This window comes from Brevibacterium sp. GP-SGM9 (assembly GCF_047300845.1).
In the GTDB taxonomy this organism is placed as follows: Bacteria; Actinomycetota; Actinomycetes; order Actinomycetales; family Brevibacteriaceae; genus Brevibacterium.
This window is the reverse complement of record NZ_CP178563.1, coordinates 431,921-447,189: the sequence shown is the minus strand read 5'-3', so window position 1 is coordinate 447,189 and position 15,269 is coordinate 431,921. Positions and strand designations below refer to the sequence as shown.

Here is a 15,269-nt window from a genome sequence, read left to right as displayed (position 1 = left end):
TCACTTCCCAACTCTGCCGAGCACCGTGGACAGGGCGGCACGGATGCCGGTCTCCAGGGTGGTCTCGACGTCGTCGGGGGCGAAGAAGGGGGAGTGGTTGCCCGCCGGCGGCTCGTCGCCGTCGAACTTGGCGGGGGAGTACCCGCCGAAGAACCAGTAGACATAGGGAACTCCGATGTCATCGCCGAAGGCCCCGAAGTCCTCACTGCCGGTGACCGGACCTTCGACGTGGACCTGCTCCTCACCGAGTTCGGCCCGGACGGAGTCGACGAAGGCGCGGGCCTCCCTGGGATCGTTGTAGCAGCGGGGGAAACGGTACATCTCCTCGATGACCGGTTCCGGCGCGCCCGACGCCAGCGCCTCGGCGAGGATGATGCGTTCGATGCGGTCGAGGACGACGGCACGGACCTCCTCGTTGAAGGTGCGGATGTTGAGTTTGAACTCCGCGGAGTCCGGAATGATGTTCTCCTTGAGACCGCCGTGGAAGGTGCCCACGGTGACCACGGCCATGTCACGGCCGGAGATCTCACGGGAGACGACGGACTGGAGGCGGGTGATCATATAGGCGCCGAGGACGATCGGGTCGATCGCGTTCTCCGGCTGGGAGCCGTGTGCCTGCTTGCCCTTGACCGTGACCCTGATGCAGTCGGACATCGCCATGGCAGTGCCCTCGGCGACGTAGAGGTGCCCGGCGCGTCCGGGCCAGACGTGCTGTCCGTAGATGACCTCGGGTCTGACGATGGAGTCCCAGAGTCCGTCGTCGAGCATCGCCCGGGCGCCCTCGCCGGTCTCTTCGCCGGGCTGGAAGATCATCACCACGGTGCCCGACCACAGGTCAGTGTGCTCGACGAGGTACTGTGCGAGGTAGAGCCCGACGGTGATGTGCGTATCGTGGCCGCAGCCGTGCATGACGTTCGTCGTCGTGCCGTCGGGCAGGGTGCCCTCGACCGTCGAGGCGTAGTCGTAGCCGGTGTCCTCGGTGATCGGCAGTCCGTCGGTGTCGGCACGGTATCCCACGACGGGGCCTTCGCCGTTCTCGATCACGGCGACGACTCCGGTGCCGCCGAAGGTCTGTGTGGTCAGCCCCAGGCCCTGCAGGCGGGAGGCGATCGTCGCAGCGGTGTTCGTCTCCTGCATCGACAGCTCGGGGGAGCGGTGGAAGTCCTTGTAGTCGGCGACGATCTGGGCGAGGTTGTCCGAGATCGCCTCGCGAAGTGCGGGATTGAGCGGCATGATGTCCTTTCATCGTGGATCGTATTCATGGTCGCAGGTGAGGAGGTGCCGTCGGTGATCCGTTCGCCTGGTGGATCGGATGCCTGCATCACCGCGGCGGTCGGTCCTAGTTGATGCCCACTGAGTCTCCGTCGTCCGTCCTTCGGTCGGTCACCGCCCTGTTCCGGGTGAACCAGGTGATGACGATCGTCACGGTGACGACGATGGCGACGTCGCCCGGCGCGAGCACGGGTACGAGCGGGATGAGGACGAGGATGATGAGAGCGGCGATGGCCAACGCGATGAGCGTCGACTTCACCTGTCGAAGTGAGGCGATGAGCTGGACGGTGACTCCGCCGAGGATGGCCGGCAGGATGTAGAGCTTGGCGACGAGGGTGACCTGTTCGGGAATCAGCGTGAGGAGCCAGGTGCCGAGGACGCCGACGAAGATCACCATCGAGGCGACGTGGATGATCGCTGCCCCGCAGATGGCCATCGTCGCTGCGTATTCGCCCTTGCGTGTGCCCGGCTTCGCCCCGATCGTGTCCTGGGCGACGATCGCCGAAGGCAGCAGCTTGTTGGAGATGTTGCCGATGAGGAAGGCCTGGTACATGCCTGCGGGCCCGAGGATGGGGAAGTAGGTGAGTGGTTCGACGATGTAGAAGACCCCGTAGACGGCGAAGACCGCGAGGAATCCCGTGAGGACGTTGCCGAGGTCGACGTTCGCATCGGCGACGAAGAGCAGATAGAACGGCACCGAGGTGGCGATGAGGAAGCCGATGAAGAGGGTGATCGACCCCCATTTCGTCGTCGTTCTCTCGAAGGCCGCGTGCGAGGGAGCGGTGATGATGTCTGACATGTCGGCCTCCTCAGGCTTCCGGTGCGCCGAGTCCGGCATAGTGGGCGAAATAGGCGGCGACGAGGCCGACGAGAAGAGAGATCCCCAGGCCCCATTCCTTCAGCCACGGCGCCTTGAGCGTCTTGGCGAGGAACAGGCAGATCGTCATGACGATCGCGGAGACGACGACGGCGATGACATGCGTCGGCGACTTCGGGATCTCCCTGAAGGTCAGTGCAGCGAAGGCCGCGAGGAGTGCAGCCCCCGGAATGATCGACATGAGCGCCGGATTGACCTTTTCGAGCTTGTGGGAGCTGCGTTTGAAGATCGGGGTGAGAATGAGCGTTGAGATCATCCACCCCGCCCCGGAGAGGCTCATCGCCATGAGCGCGACGATGAAGACGCCGCGGGTGAAGGTCTCATCGCCGAGGTTGGCGCCCATGGTTCCCGCGGCGATGGACGCGGAGGCCACCTCCGTGGCGGCCGATCCGATCAGTCCGACCCGGACGACGACCGGGGGAGTGCCGAAGAGGGGGAGAAGTGCGATGGCCACGAGCACCACAGACAGCGACGGCCCGATGGCGGCGACCCCGCCTGCCCTGAATGCCGAGCGCACCTCCTGCTGGCTCATGCCCGCTGATTCCGCATTCTTGCGCACGGCACTCATGTAGATGAGCGATTGGACGACGACGACTCCCATCACCGCGAACGCCAGGATCCACAGAATCGGAGCATTGGCGAGGCCGAGGTAGTCGGCGGATCCGCTGGCTGACGTCATGGGGTTCCTCATTTCAATGCTGAGATGACAGGCGCGATGCCGCACACGACGGTGTGGACCACATCACACTTTTGACGAACCTAACCCGATTGCGACAGCGATCACAGACTTCGGACCGTAATTCCCACTTGGCGAGAACAATTCCATCGATGATGGCCATAAGCAGAATCGATGTGCGAGTCATACGAGCCGTACACTCGTGATCACGATCACCATCGAACGGAGAGACGATCCGTGGAGCCTGAGATCGATGTTCAGCTCGACCGCGCCGAAGACTGCTGGGTCACGGCCCTCGAGCGTGTTCGCCTCGAGGACTTGGACCGGGAGAGCGGCTGTTCGAAATGGTCGAATCGGGAGCTGATCAACCATGTCGTCGGCGGGGGACTGCGCTATGCGAAGCTGCTGGCACAGGCCCCGCCGACCGAGGTCGAATCCACGCGCCGCGTCGATCACCTCGGCGCGGACCTCACAGAGTCGTTCTGGACGCATGAGCGTATATTCCGGACGATCGCAGGGGACTGCGATCTCATGGTCGAGGTGCCGCACCGCATCGGGCGCCTGCCCGGTACGCAGTTGGTCCGCATGCGCATCCTCGAACTCGCCCTCCACGCCGCGGACCTCTCACGGGGAATGGCCTTGCAGTGGCCGATCGACGACACGCTTGCGGAGTTCATGTCGACACAGCTGAGCGACCTCATCATCGAACTGGGTTCGACCGGGGGATACGCGCCGCCACGGACTCCGGCGGCACAGATGTCGCATGCTCAGCAGGTTCTCCAGATATCCGGGCGGTGACAGCCGTGCCTGCTCAATCCGATCCGTCACGACTCGACCACTCGCTTCGCGTATGTTCAAGGGTCTGCTCGAGGAGTTGGCGCAGAACGTCGATGTCCACGTCGGACAGGCGCGTGAGATAGAGGCATGCGGTACCGTTCGTGTGTTTTCCGAGTTTCTCCACGAGCTCGGGCCATCCCTGCGGAAAGTCGCTTGTGAGATAGATGGTGTGCTTCGATGCACTGGGAGAGAAGGCCAGCAGCGGCATTGTCCCGCTGTGCCCGGAATCGTAGAGATACTCGATCTCGCCGAAGCCGATGATCCGCGACGCCCACACTACAGGTGTATCGCCGGAGAATTCACCGAGGAGTTCGCACAGCCGATCAGCCTCGGCACGTCGTGGACCGCGCGCACGATCGAGCACCTCGCTGACAGGTTCGCCGGTCGGCCTCATCGCCGGCAGCTTCGACTTCGCCACGTGATTCTCCTTTGACGCTGGTGTGTCCAGCCTAGTCGAGCCGATCACAGGAGAGGGGCGTTCCAGGTTTACTTAACATAATGTATATTATCGGCGTACGACGCAGAAGCCCTGACAGCGCTCGTCCAGACATCCGCACACAGGAGATGGCCGCGAATGACTGATGTGTCATTCGCGGCCATCCAGTGTTCTGTGTTCGCTTCGGCTCAGCTGCCGAGCCCGACGTTGCCGCCGAGGCCGACCTTGCCGTCGTCCTTCGAACCTCCGTCGTCCTTGGATCCGCCGCCGTCATCGGCTGCGCCGTTAGACTTCGTCAGCCCGGCCTTCTTGCCGCAGGTCGGCCATGCGCCGGGACCCTGCTCCTTGAGGACCTTCTGAGCGATGCGGATCTGCTCCTTCTTGCTGTGCTGGTCCGCAGTGCCCGAACCGCCGAAGCCGTTCCAGGTCTGCTTCGAGAACTGGAGTCCGCCGTAGTAGCCGTTTCCGGTGTTGATGTCCCAGTCGCCGCCGGACTCGCATTCGGCGACCTTGTCCCAGACGCCTCCCGAGGCGGCCTGTGCAGGTGCGCTCATTCCGGTGAGTCCGGCTGCGGCGACCGCTCCGGCTCCCACGAGGAGCGCGGCCTTGCGAAGGCTTGTGCTGTAGAGGTTCACTGTCTCATCTCCGTAGTACGACTGCATTTCGGTTCTGTAACCCGGTCGTTACCGAGCCGTTATACACCGTAACGGATCTGACTGGTCGAGTGAACCCAGATCGGCACGGATCCCATCAGAATCGACTCCGAGGAACCACAACGCGAACTGAGTGCCCCACGCTCGACTCCCCTGCTCGGACCTGCGTCACTGCAGTGTCTCACCGTGCCACGTACTGCGCCAGATAACGTGCCGTCAGCGTCGCATTCGACGCCGAGGCGGACGCCACGAGTTCGGCGGGCGTGCCCTCGAACACGATGCGGCCGCCATCATGACCGGCCCCGGGCCCGAGGTCGATGAGATGATCGGCATGAGCCATCACCGCCTGATGATGCTCGATGACGATGACGCTGCGTCCCGAGTCCACAAGGCCGTCGAGCAGCCGCAGCAGGGTATCGATATCGGCCAGATGCAGGCCGGTGGTCGGCTCGTCGAGGATGATCACCTGCGCGGCGTCGGCGGCCTTGGCAGAGAGATGGGTGGCGAGCTTGAGACGCTGCCGCTCTCCCCCGGACAGAGTCGTCAGCGGCTGGCCGAGACTGAGATAGCCCAGCCCCACCTCGGCGAGGTTCTTCAGGATGGAAGTCACTGCGGGAATGCGCGCCTGACCGGTGCCGAAATGATCGAGAGCGTCGAGGACCGAAAGGTCGAGGACCTCCCGGATGTTCTTCTCCCCCAGCGTGTAGACGAGAACCTCGGCCTGGAAGCCCTTGCCCTCGCACTCATCGCAGGGCGCGGACATACCGGCCATCATCGCGAGATCCGAATAGATGATCCCGGCACCGTTGCACACCGGGCAGGCGCCCTCGGAATTCGCACTGAACAGCGCAGGTTTGACTCCGTTTGCCTTGGCGAAGGCCTTGCGGATGGGTTCGAGCATTCCCGTATAGGTCGCAGGATTGCTCCGCCGCGACCCCTTGATCGGTGCCTGGTCGATCATCACGACGCCGTCGCGCCCGCGCAGCGACCCCTCGATGAGAGTGCTCTTCCCGGACCCGGCCACGCCGGTGATGACCGAGAGCACTCCGAGCGGGATGTCGACGTCGATCGCCTGCAGGTTGTGGGTGCTGGCTCCTCTGATCTCGAGGGCACCCGATGGTGTCCGCACCGATTCCTTGAGCGGCGCCGTGTACGAGAGATGCCGACCCGTCAGGGTGTCGCTCTCGCGCAGGGCCTCGACGCTGCCGACGAAGGTCACCTCTCCCCCGTTCGTTCCGGCCCCGGGCCCGAGGTCGACGATGTGATCGGCGATCGTGATGGTCTCCGGTTTGTGCTCGACGACGAGCACGGTGTTGCCCTTGTCTCGCAGTGCCAGCAGCAGCGCGTTCATCGCCTCGATATCGTGCGGGTGGAGGCCGATGGTCGGTTCGTCGAAGACATAGGTGACATCGGTGAGCGAGGATCCGAGGTGACGGACCAGTTTGATCCGCTGCGCCTCTCCCCCGGACAGAGATCCGGCGGAGCGTTCGAGCGAGAGATAGCCCAAGCCGATGTCGACGAAGGCCTGCACATCATGGCGCAGCGACTTCAGCAGCGCACCGGCCGCCTTGCCGTCGATCTCGGACAGCCAGTCGAGGACATCGGAGATCTGCAGGGCGCACACCTCGGCGATGGACTTCCCCGCCAGACGGGAGCCGCGGGCGGCGGCATTGAGCCTCGTCCCCTCGCATTCGGGGCACTGGGTGTAGACGACGGCTCGGTCGACGAAGGCCCTGATGTGCTTCTGCATGGCGTCGCGGTCCTTGGACAGGAAGGACCGCCGAATCCGCGGGATGAGGCCGTCGAAGGTCATGTTCGTCCCGCTGATGACGATCTTCTCGCCCTCGGCGTAGAGGAGGATGGACCGTTCCTTCTCCGTGTAGTCGGCAATCGGCTTGTCCGGGTCGAAATAGCCGGACTCGGAGTAGAAGCGGACGTTCCACCCGCCGGGTTTGTACCCGGGGATCGTGATCGCACCGTCGTTGAGGGACTTCGACTCATCGACGACCTCGGCGATGTCGATATCGGTGGCGGTTCCCATCCCCTCGCAGTGGGGACACATGCCTCCGTTGACGGAGAAGGTCTTGCGTTCGACCTGCTTGCCCTCCCCCTTGTCGATCGTCACCGCACCCTTGCCGCTGATCGTGGCGACGTTGAAGGAGTACGAGTTCGTCGATCCCAGGTTCGGTTCGGCGAATCGCGCGAAGAGTGTGCGCAGCTTCGCATTGATGTCGCTGACCGTGCCGACGGTCGAGCGCGGGTTCGCCCCGATCCGCTCCTGGTCGACGAGGATCGCCGTCGTCAGGCCCTCGAGGACGTCGACCTCAGGCCGGGCCATGGCCGGCATGAACCCCTGGACGAAGGCGCTGTAGGTCTCGTTGATCATCCGCTGCGATTCGGCGGCGACGGTGGAGAAGACGAGTGAGCTCTTGCCGGATCCCGAGACCCCGGTGAAGACCGTGAGCCGGCGTTTGGGGATCTCGACGGAGACGTTCTTGAGGTTGTTCTCCCGGGCTCCGGTGACGCGGATGATGTCGTGGGCATCGGCAGCGTGCACGGGCATCAGCGCTGCTGGATGCGGATCATGTTCCCCGCGGGATCGCGGAGGGCACAGTCGCGCAGACCGTAGGGCTGGTCCATCGGCTCCTGGACGATATCGGCGCCCTTGGCCTCCACCTCGGCGAACACCTCGTCGACGTCAGGACTGGCGAGCACGATCGCGGCGAAGCTGCCCTTGGCCATGAGCGATTCGATGACCTCGCGCTCATTCTCGCTGATCGTCGGGTCGGTGATGGCCGGGGTGAGGACGATCGAGGTGTCGGGTTGGCCCGCGGGGCCGACGGTCAGCCACCGCATCTGATCGGATCCGACGTCGAGGCGGACCTCGAAGCCGAGCACGTCGCGGTAGAAGGCAAGAGAGGCTTCGGCGTCGGTGTGGGGCAGGAAGCTGGCATTGATTGTGATGTCCATGCCCGTCATCCTAGTCCGGCTCGAACCTCCCGACTTCTCGATTCCTGACCGGTCGGAGGACATTCTTGACGATGAACGTCGGCAGATCGTGCTCCCCTGCCTCCAGGGCGCTGCGATACCGCCGTGGCGAGACTCCGACGAGTTCGCTGAACCGGGTGCTGAAGGTGCCGAGCGAGGAGAAGCCGACGGTGAAGCAGATGTCGGTGATGCTCAGGTCTCCCCTGCGGATGAGTGCCATGGCGCGTTCGATCCGTCGGGTCATCAGGTAGGAGTACGGCGATTCTCCGTATGCCGCCCGGAACCGGCGGCTGAGGTGGCCTGCGGACATGTGGACGCCGGCGGCCAGCTCCTCCACGTTGAGCGGGCGGTCGAATTGCCTGTCGATGCGGTCGCGGACCCGTCGCAGGGCGATGAGCTGCGCGCGGCTCGCCGGGTCGATCATCCCGTGTGGATTCCTCGCTTCAGGGTCTCCCCACGGAAGAAGGCCGGGTTCTGCACGGATTGGATGACCATGATGACCGCCCCGAGGACGAGCACCCCGATGCCGAGGACGAAGACCAGCCCGATGCCGAACACCGACGAGCCCGACCCGTAGTCGGGATCGAGTGAGTCGATGGCGGTGGTGACGAAGATGACGAGCAGAGTCACGCCCCCGATGAGAGGGAACAGGAAGCGGAAGAAGACGTTCTTCGGCGAGGCGAACAGCGAGCGGCGGAAGTACCAGATGCAGGCCAGTCCGGTGATCCCGTAGTAGAAGCAGACCATCAGCCCCAGCGCCGTAATCGTGTCCCACAGGGCGTTCTCGGAGAGCAGCCGCATGACGACGTAGAAGATGATCGCGGCCGCCGCCGAGGTGATGGTGGCCACCGAGGGCGACTTGTAGCGCGGTGAGATGCTTCCGTACTTCTGCGGCAGGGCCCCGTAATGGCCCATCGCCAGGATCGTCCGTGACGGGGAGACCATCGTCGACTGCAGTGACGCCAGCGAGCTCGAGAGCACGGCGATCGAGACGAGGACCGCGAAGGGGCCCATCACCGGACCGGCCAGGGAGGCGAAGATCGACTCCTGGTTCTCCGGGTTTCCGGCACCGAGGCCGTCGGTGCCGACGCCGGCGAAGGAGATCACCGCGATGGTGCAGGCGATGTAGATGATGACGATCGCGATGATCGTGAGCATGGCCGCCCGCCCGGGTGTCTTCTCCGGGTCCTTCGCCTCCTCGTTCATCGTGATCACCGTGTCCCAGCCCCAGAACAGGAAGATCGACAGGGACACGGCGGCTGCGACCGTGGAGAAGTCGCCGGCGGCCAGCGGGTTGAACCAGTCGAGACTCACGGGTGTGGGGTCGAAGGCGGTGCCGTTGGCCACGTGCACGAGCGCCGCGATGACGAACCAGCCGAGCGCGAGGACCTGGAAGGCGACAAGCCAGACCTGTATCTTCTCGGTCGCCTCGACACCGCGATAGGAGATCCAGGCAGCGGCGGCGGTGAGGATCACGGTGACCGGGATGTTGATCCACAGCACCCGGGTGAGATCGGCGATGCTCGGGTCCCCGAAGATCTGTGCCAACAGCAGGAAGAGGAAGTCCACGGCGACGGCGGCGAGGTTCGAGAGCACGAGCACGGTGGCCGCGATCAGCCCCCACCCGCCCATCCACCCCAACCACGGCCCGAAGGCGCGGGTGGCCCAGGTGAAGGTCGTGCCCGAGTCCGGCATCGCCGAGTTGAGTTCCCGGTAGCCGAAGACGACGAGCAGCATCGGCACGAAGCCGATGAGCAGGATCGCGGGAGTGTGGACTCCGACCTCAGAGATCGTCGGGCCCAGTCCCGAGGTCAGAGTGTAGGCGGGAGCGATGCAGGAGATGCCGATGATCGCCCCGCCGATCGCACCGATCTTTCCGGCCGAGAGGCCCTTCGAACTCAGTCCCGAGGAATCGACTCCGGCGGCTGCCTCAGGCACCGAGGATCTTCTCCGCCGTCGCCCGCCCGATCCGCACGGCACCGTCGACATGCTGATAGCCCGCAGCGGCGATATCGGAGCTGGCGAAGTGGATGGGGCCGACCGGATCGTTCTGGAATCGTCCCCAGCGGTGGAGCCCGCCGAGGTCGTAGCTCGTGGCGTAGGCGCCTCTCGTCCATTCCTCCGCGCCGAAATCCGAGAGGTAGAAGACCTCCGGGTCCAGTGCCTGCGGGCCGAGGAAATCGGCGAGGGATTCGAGGATGCGCTGCTTCCTCGTCTCCTCGTCGAGGGCGAACATCTCATCGGCGCGGACATCGGAGATGAAGCCGACGAGGGTGCCACGCTCCTCCCCATGGTTCGTGTTGTCGTAGACCTCCTGCACCAGCTGGCCCGCGCCGAATCCGGTCCCGCACAGTCCTGCCTCACGCCAGAACGGACTCGGGTAGGTGGCATGGACCTTGATCACCAGTCCCATCGACTGATGCTGGTGGAAGATCTGCTGCAGGCGGGGCAGGTGGGGAACGTAGCTGATGCGCGAGTAGAGGTTCGGCGGCACCGCCACGATGACACTGCTCGCGCTCACACTCATCGTGTCCGTGTCGACGCGGACGGTGTCATCGGTCCAGTCGATGGTGCGGACGGGGCTGTCGAGGACGACGGTGCCCTCGCCGAGTTCGGCGGCCATCTGCTCGGACACCGATTGCATTCCTCCGACCACGCGCCGGTCGAGGATGAAGTGATCGTCGACGAGGTGGGTGAACGACCCCGCCGAGGCGGCCATGAGGATCGCCTGCAGCGCGGAGAATGCCGTGGTCGGCTTTGTGAGCATCCCACCGGCGATGAACATCCCGATGTTGGCGCAGGCGAGTTCATCCTCCGACTGGGACCGCAGCCAGTGGTGGAAGGAGATCGAATCGAGTTCCGCGGCTTCCGGGGCGTCCCACGGCGCATCGGGTCCGATGCGGGCGGCGAGTTCGTCGAGGAGGTCGATGAGTCGTGTCATCTCCGCCTGCGTCGACTCCCCCACCGGGAACATGTCTCCGGAGTAGACCGTGCGGGTGCCGTCGGGTGCGATGTAGACGCTGTCGCCGTCGCGGTGCCGTTGGTAGGTCTCTTTGCCCAGTTCTCGGACGAGGTCGAGGAGCGCAGTCTGGTCCGGTGAGATCCACTGGCCACCGATTTCGTACATCTGGCCATCGATGTGGTCGGTCCAGGTTCGGCCGCCCACTCGGTCTCGTGCTTCGAGGACGATCACCTCGCGACCTGCGGCCTGCAGCCTGCGGGCCGCGCTCAGGCCGGTCGGTCCGGCTCCGACGATGACGACATCGCATGTTCGATCCGACACAGCGTTCTCCTTCGAAAGTTCCTCTTGTGTGCTCAGAGTAGCCAGGGAACGACGCCGTGCCAAGGCGGGTGCGCTCAACCGGTCAACGGTGCGGAATCGGTATCAGCGATAGTCGCTCGCCTCGACCGGTGTTCCCGCCTCCTTGGCGCCGATGAAGGCCCACGCATCGGGCAGGCTGCCGTCGATGTCGCTGATTCCGTAGACCCGGCCGAGCTCATGGGTGCTCAGCGTCCGCGTGTTGAAGCGGTGTCGGTCTGGATCGGCGGCCAGTGCCGCCACGGTGCGTCCGAGCAGGTGCGGTGTCTCGGAGATCGCGAAATCGGCCGGTGGGACCGAGCGTTCGGGGTCGAGCGCGTCGGCGGACCAGGTCTCCTCGCTGGTGTCGAAGAGTTCGAGCATCATCTCCGACCGCAGCCATCCCGGAGTCACGGCCACCGCTGTGCCTCCCGCCTCGGCGAGTTCGTGCCCGAGGCCGAAGGCCAGCCTGCTTACAGCCGTCTTCGTCAGGTCGAGATAGATGCTCTCCCGGTAATGCGTGTCGTTGAAGTCCTGCGTGCCGTCGGTGATCTCGATGTGCAGGCCGCCGGACTCCCGCACCAGCAGCGGCAGTGCGGCGTGGGCGGTGTTGAGGTGGGTGAGCAGGCCGGCTCGGAACAGCCGCATCTCAGCGTCGAAGTCCGTGGTCCAGAATTTCTCGCCCCAATCGACATAGGCCTCTCCCCCGATGTCGTTGACGAGGATATCGAGGCGACCATGTCGGGCATCGATCGTCGACACCACCTCGTCGACCTGGGCTCGATCGAGGTGATCGCAGACGAGGGCTTCGGCCTGCCCTCCCTCGCTCGTGATGAGTTCGGCGGTCTCGTCGATGGTCTCGCCTCTGCCGTAGTCGGAGGGATTCGAACGGGTGGATCGTCCGGTGCACCAGACGAAGGCACCGGACCGTGCGAGTTCCCGGGCGATGGCCCGCCCGGCCCCGCGTGTGGCGCCGGCGACGAGAGCGATCCTGCCCTCCAACGGCCGAGCGGATGGTCGTGTGTGGTCTGTGTCGCGTGCAGTCATGGCACCAGTCTGGAACCGCATCCCTGACAGGGAATGTCAGGGTGGCCGACTATTCTCGAAGATATGAAGGCTGCTCGGCTCGTGTCTGAGATCGTCATCCTCGCCGCCCGGTCGCATCCGATCACCGCCGAGGCCCTGGCAAACCGTCTCGAGGTCACCGAACGCACGATCTACCGCGATATCGGCGAACTGTCCGGGATGGGGGTTCCTGTGATCACCCAGGCGGGAGCCGGCGGTGGAATCAGTCTGCTCGGAGAGTGGGCCTCACCGGTGTCCGGGATGACACGCGACGAACTCGACTCCGTTCTCATCGGCTCTCTGGCCGCGGCCGATCTCGGGCTCGCCTCCGAATCCGCAACGGCGAGGGCGAAGATGCTCACGGCGACCGAGTCGGTGCTTTCAGCGTCCGTGCTCGTCGACGGGCCGGATTGGTTCATGGCACAGGAGAGTCCGGAGCATTTGGCCTCGATCGCCTCTGCACTCCGGGCGCAGACGGGACTGCGCATCGTCTATCTTCGTCGCGGCATCCGCAGCGTTCGCACTCTGGCTCCGCTCGGACTGGTGGTCAAGGCCGGGCGCTGGTACCTCGTCGCCCAAGCACCGGGCGGGATCCCACGCACCTACCGAGTCTCCCGGATCGTTGAGACCTCCCCGCGGTATCGGCGGATGACCGGTCCCACCGGCTTCGACCTCGGCGAGTACTGGCAACGTTCCCAAGCGGCCTTCGATGCCTCCATCCGCACCACCTCGGTGAGGTTGAGGATTCCCGAGGCGCGCATTCCGGATCTGCTCAGAGCGGTGCCGGGTCGGGTGACCGATCATGCGATCGAGAACGCGCGCCTCGATGACGGGATCATGGAACTCGAGCTGCCGATGGAGCCCGGTGAGATCGCCGTGTCTCAGCTGATCACCGTGCCCGAGATCGAAGTCATCTCACCGCTGACGGTCCGCCGCAGCCTCCGTGCTCACGCCTCGGCCGCCGCGAAGCTCAATCATTGAGCGAACTCGGTCACTGTACGTCGTAGCTGCCGTTGATCTGCCCGGCGCCGACTCCGCCCACGGCTTCCATCGCGGCCTTCGAGAGGTCGAAGCAGCGGTTGCCGTGGTAGGGACCGCGGTCGTTGATGCGCACGGTCACGGACTTGCCGTTGGCCTCGTTGGTGATCTTCACCTTGGAGCCGAAAGGCAGGGTCTTGTGGGCGGCGGTGAGCTTGTTCGTATCGAACTTCTCTCCGTTTGCGGTAGGACGTCCGTCGAATCCGTCTCCCCCGCCGTAGTACGACATCGGGCAGGACCCTGACTCTCCGGCGGACTTGCCCGACTTCGACGGTCCGTCATTCTCATCCGCACTCGAGCCCTTGGAGGACGATCCGGACGACGACGACCCTGAAGACGCGGAGTCGCCGGTGCTCTTCGGACTGGGGCTCGGGGTCTCGGTCTTGGTCTCGATCGTGATCTTGCCCGGCTTCTCCTTGGCCTGCTTCTTCGCTTTGGCCAGGACCTCATCGGGTGTCTGGGAGGGCTGAGACTCGGCGACGACGGGCGATTCGGCGACGACCTGTTGGCCCCGGTCGGTGTTCTCGGGAACCATGGCCAGACTCGACCCGACGATCGCGGCGGTAGCCACGGTGGGGACGATGAAGGCGGAGAGCACGGGGCGGGTGCGGACTGCCGCGAGCACTCCCCCGGCGGTGTGCGCCGGTCCCTGCGGAGAGTGACGGCCAGATCTCTTCTTCGGTGCTCGGAGAGCGGTGAAGATGGTGCCCGTCGCTTTGGAGCTCGGTGAAGAGTGTTTGCCCACTGTGAAGTCCTCGTAGTCCGTGATCAGAAATCGCACCGATGCGGAGTTGCCGGGGAAGTCGCATTCGAGTGCGGTCTCAGCACTCGCTCCAAGTTATCGGATCGTTACCTGAACACAGTCTAGTTAAGGAACTGTTACAAAATCAATGCGACGCGCTCAGCCGACTTCGGTTCCCTTGCCCTTGCGGGTGACCAGCTTGCGCACCCCGTCGGCACCGTTGGTCACGGTCTCCTGGGCCTTGTCGAAAGCGCGCTCGACCTTGCCGCTGCGCACGGCGTCGTCGATGACGTGGGCGACATTGCCGAGAGCCTTGTTCACGGTCGACTCCGTCGTCTCGATCAGACTCGAACTCGTGGTGGCCTCGCGGACGTTCTTGACCCCGCTGCTGGCGGCCCCGTAGGCACGCGTAGCCGCCGAACGGGCGCGTTCTGTCGGCGTGCGCTTGGTGGAGTCGATGACGTCATCGGGTTCGATCGGTTCTTCGTGAGAGCTCATACCTCCATCGTTGTCGACGCCGCCGATCTGGTCAACAGCAACCTAGGATTGGACCATGAATTCTCAGCCGGAGATCATCGCACACCGAGGCGGACTGTGGCCGGGCATGAGCGAGAACACCCTCGAGGCCTTCGCCGCCGCCCATCGCGCCGGAGTGGGGTGGATGGAGACCGATGTCCATGCCTCTGCCGACGGCGTGCTGTTCGCCGCCCACGACGCCGATCTCGATCGGATCGCCGAGCGCCCGCATCGGATTCGTGATCTTCCGGCCGTCGAGCTCGATCGGATCGATCTGGTGGCCGGTGGGCGGCTGCCGCGCCTGAACTCCCTGTTCGATGAGCTGCCCGGTGCGCGCTGGAACATCGACGTCAAGGCTCCGCACAGCATCGGTCCGATGATCCGCACGATCCGCACGGCCGGCGCCGAGGAGCGAGTGCGCTTGGCCTCGTTCGCCACGTCGACGCTGCGGCACCTGAGATCGGGCCTGCCCGGGATCCGCACCTCTGCCGGAACGGCGGAGACCGCCCTGTTCACCCTCGGCGCCCTGCCCGGCGTGCCCGATCGCGGCCTCGCCCCGTTTCCACCCGGCCTCGATGCACTGCAGGTTCCGAGATCGTTCAAAGGGATGCCGGTGGTGACCGCGGGGTTCGTCGAACGCGCGCATGCCGCCGGTCTGCTCGTGCATGTGTGGACTGTCAATGATGCCGCGGGTATGCGCGCGCTCCTCGACCTCGGAGTCGACGGCCTCGTCACCGATGACGTCATGGAGGGACTCAAACAGCTGGGTGAGCACAGCAGACCGACAGACGGTCCGCCTGAGAATGAGGAATAAGCCCAGACGGTAGACTGTTCCCTCGTAGCAGAGGACAGCAGTCGAGTCGGAAGGTGA

Annotated in this window: 16 protein-coding genes; 3 read left to right on the top strand and 13 right to left on the bottom strand. The window is 64.8% G+C overall.

All coding sequences use genetic code 11. The features are described 5' to 3' along the window. The 3 genes from ACH82I_RS01950 to ACH82I_RS01940 all read right to left on the bottom strand — a co-directional run bounded on the left by ACH82I_RS01950 (position 1) and on the right by ACH82I_RS01940 (position 2,828). Entirely contained in the window at positions 1 to 1,233 is a 1,233-nt protein-coding gene (locus ACH82I_RS01950) for an amidohydrolase (protein WP_413335162.1), read from the bottom strand. A 106-nt stretch (positions 1,234 to 1,339) separates the two neighbouring features. Beyond that, positions 1,340 to 2,071, bottom strand: coding sequence for a hypothetical protein (locus ACH82I_RS01945; RefSeq protein ID WP_413335161.1), 732 nt, complete (start codon positions 2,069 to 2,071; stop codon positions 1,340 to 1,342). A 10-nt stretch (positions 2,072 to 2,081) separates the two neighbouring features. Further along, the gene (locus tag ACH82I_RS01940; protein ID WP_230743991.1) at positions 2,082 to 2,828 is read right to left on the bottom strand and encodes a DUF5058 family protein; all 747 of its coding nucleotides are present in this window, start codon (positions 2,826 to 2,828) and stop codon (positions 2,082 to 2,084) included. 234 nt (positions 2,829 to 3,062) lie between these two features. On the opposite strand from ACH82I_RS01940, the gene ACH82I_RS01935 reads away from it, so the two are divergent. Continuing rightward, entirely contained in the window at positions 3,063 to 3,623 is a 561-nt protein-coding gene (locus ACH82I_RS01935) for a maleylpyruvate isomerase N-terminal domain-containing protein (protein ID WP_413335158.1), read from the top strand. Between the two features lie 13 nt (positions 3,624 to 3,636). On the opposite strand, the gene ACH82I_RS01930 is transcribed toward ACH82I_RS01935, so the two are convergent. The 8 genes from ACH82I_RS01930 to ACH82I_RS01895 all read right to left on the bottom strand — a co-directional run bounded on the left by ACH82I_RS01930 (position 3,637) and on the right by ACH82I_RS01895 (position 12,084). Continuing rightward, positions 3,637 to 4,080: a DUF1801 domain-containing protein gene (locus ACH82I_RS01930; protein ID WP_413335157.1), complete on the bottom strand. Its 444-nt coding sequence runs from the start codon at positions 4,078 to 4,080 to the stop codon at positions 3,637 to 3,639. A 206-nt stretch (positions 4,081 to 4,286) separates the two neighbouring features. Further along, on the bottom strand, positions 4,287 to 4,733 hold the full coding sequence (locus ACH82I_RS01925) for a transglycosylase family protein (RefSeq protein ID WP_284934635.1): 447 nt from the start codon (positions 4,731 to 4,733) through the stop codon (positions 4,287 to 4,289). A 199-nt stretch (positions 4,734 to 4,932) separates the two neighbouring features. After that, positions 4,933 to 7,314, bottom strand: a complete 2,382-nt coding sequence (locus ACH82I_RS01920; protein WP_413335155.1) for an ATP-binding cassette domain-containing protein — start codon at positions 7,312 to 7,314, stop codon at positions 4,933 to 4,935. Next, the gene (locus tag ACH82I_RS01915) at positions 7,314 to 7,730 is read right to left on the bottom strand and encodes a VOC family protein (RefSeq protein ID WP_413335153.1); all 417 of its coding nucleotides are present in this window, start codon (positions 7,728 to 7,730) and stop codon (positions 7,314 to 7,316) included. Before ACH82I_RS01915 ends, ACH82I_RS01920 begins: the two co-directional genes overlap by 1 nt. Position 7,731: 1 nt before the next feature. Continuing rightward, positions 7,732 to 8,163, bottom strand: coding sequence for a helix-turn-helix transcriptional regulator (locus ACH82I_RS01910; protein ID WP_413335151.1), 432 nt, complete (start codon positions 8,161 to 8,163; stop codon positions 7,732 to 7,734). Beyond that, entirely contained in the window at positions 8,160 to 9,728 is a 1,569-nt protein-coding gene (locus tag ACH82I_RS01905) for an APC family permease (protein WP_413335149.1), read from the bottom strand. Before ACH82I_RS01905 ends, ACH82I_RS01910 begins: the two co-directional genes overlap by 4 nt. Further along, positions 9,670 to 11,058 carry a flavin monoamine oxidase family protein gene (locus ACH82I_RS01900; protein WP_413336794.1) on the bottom strand — a complete coding sequence of 463 codons (1,389 nt, stop codon included), beginning with the start codon at positions 11,056 to 11,058 and terminating at the stop codon, positions 9,670 to 9,672. The genes ACH82I_RS01905 and ACH82I_RS01900 overlap by 59 nt, the downstream gene beginning before the upstream one ends. A gap of 66 nt (positions 11,059 to 11,124) precedes the next feature. Further along, positions 11,125 to 12,084 carry an SDR family oxidoreductase gene (locus ACH82I_RS01895; RefSeq protein WP_413335147.1) on the bottom strand — a complete coding sequence of 320 codons (960 nt, stop codon included), beginning with the start codon at positions 12,082 to 12,084 and terminating at the stop codon, positions 11,125 to 11,127. Positions 12,085 to 12,147: 63 nt separating this feature from the next. On the opposite strand from ACH82I_RS01895, the gene ACH82I_RS01890 reads away from it, so the two are divergent. Next, positions 12,148 to 13,083 (top strand): helix-turn-helix transcriptional regulator, encoded by a 936-nt coding sequence (locus ACH82I_RS01890; protein ID WP_413335145.1) that lies wholly within the window; start codon positions 12,148 to 12,150, stop codon positions 13,081 to 13,083. 10 nt (positions 13,084 to 13,093) lie between these two features. Here ACH82I_RS01890 and ACH82I_RS01885 read toward each other — a convergent pair whose 3' ends face one another. After that, positions 13,094 to 13,921 carry a septal ring lytic transglycosylase RlpA family protein gene (locus ACH82I_RS01885; protein ID WP_413335143.1) on the bottom strand — a complete coding sequence of 276 codons (828 nt, stop codon included), beginning with the start codon at positions 13,919 to 13,921 and terminating at the stop codon, positions 13,094 to 13,096. Positions 13,922 to 14,041: 120 nt separating this feature from the next. Then, on the bottom strand, positions 14,042 to 14,380 hold the full coding sequence (locus ACH82I_RS01880) for a hypothetical protein (RefSeq protein WP_230744002.1): 339 nt from the start codon (positions 14,378 to 14,380) through the stop codon (positions 14,042 to 14,044). A 55-nt stretch (positions 14,381 to 14,435) separates the two neighbouring features. Between ACH82I_RS01880 and ACH82I_RS01875 the strand changes: the two genes are divergently transcribed. Continuing rightward, positions 14,436 to 15,212 (top strand): glycerophosphodiester phosphodiesterase family protein, encoded by a 777-nt coding sequence (locus ACH82I_RS01875; RefSeq protein WP_413335141.1) that lies wholly within the window; start codon positions 14,436 to 14,438, stop codon positions 15,210 to 15,212. The last annotated feature ends 57 nt before the right edge of the window (positions 15,213 to 15,269 follow it).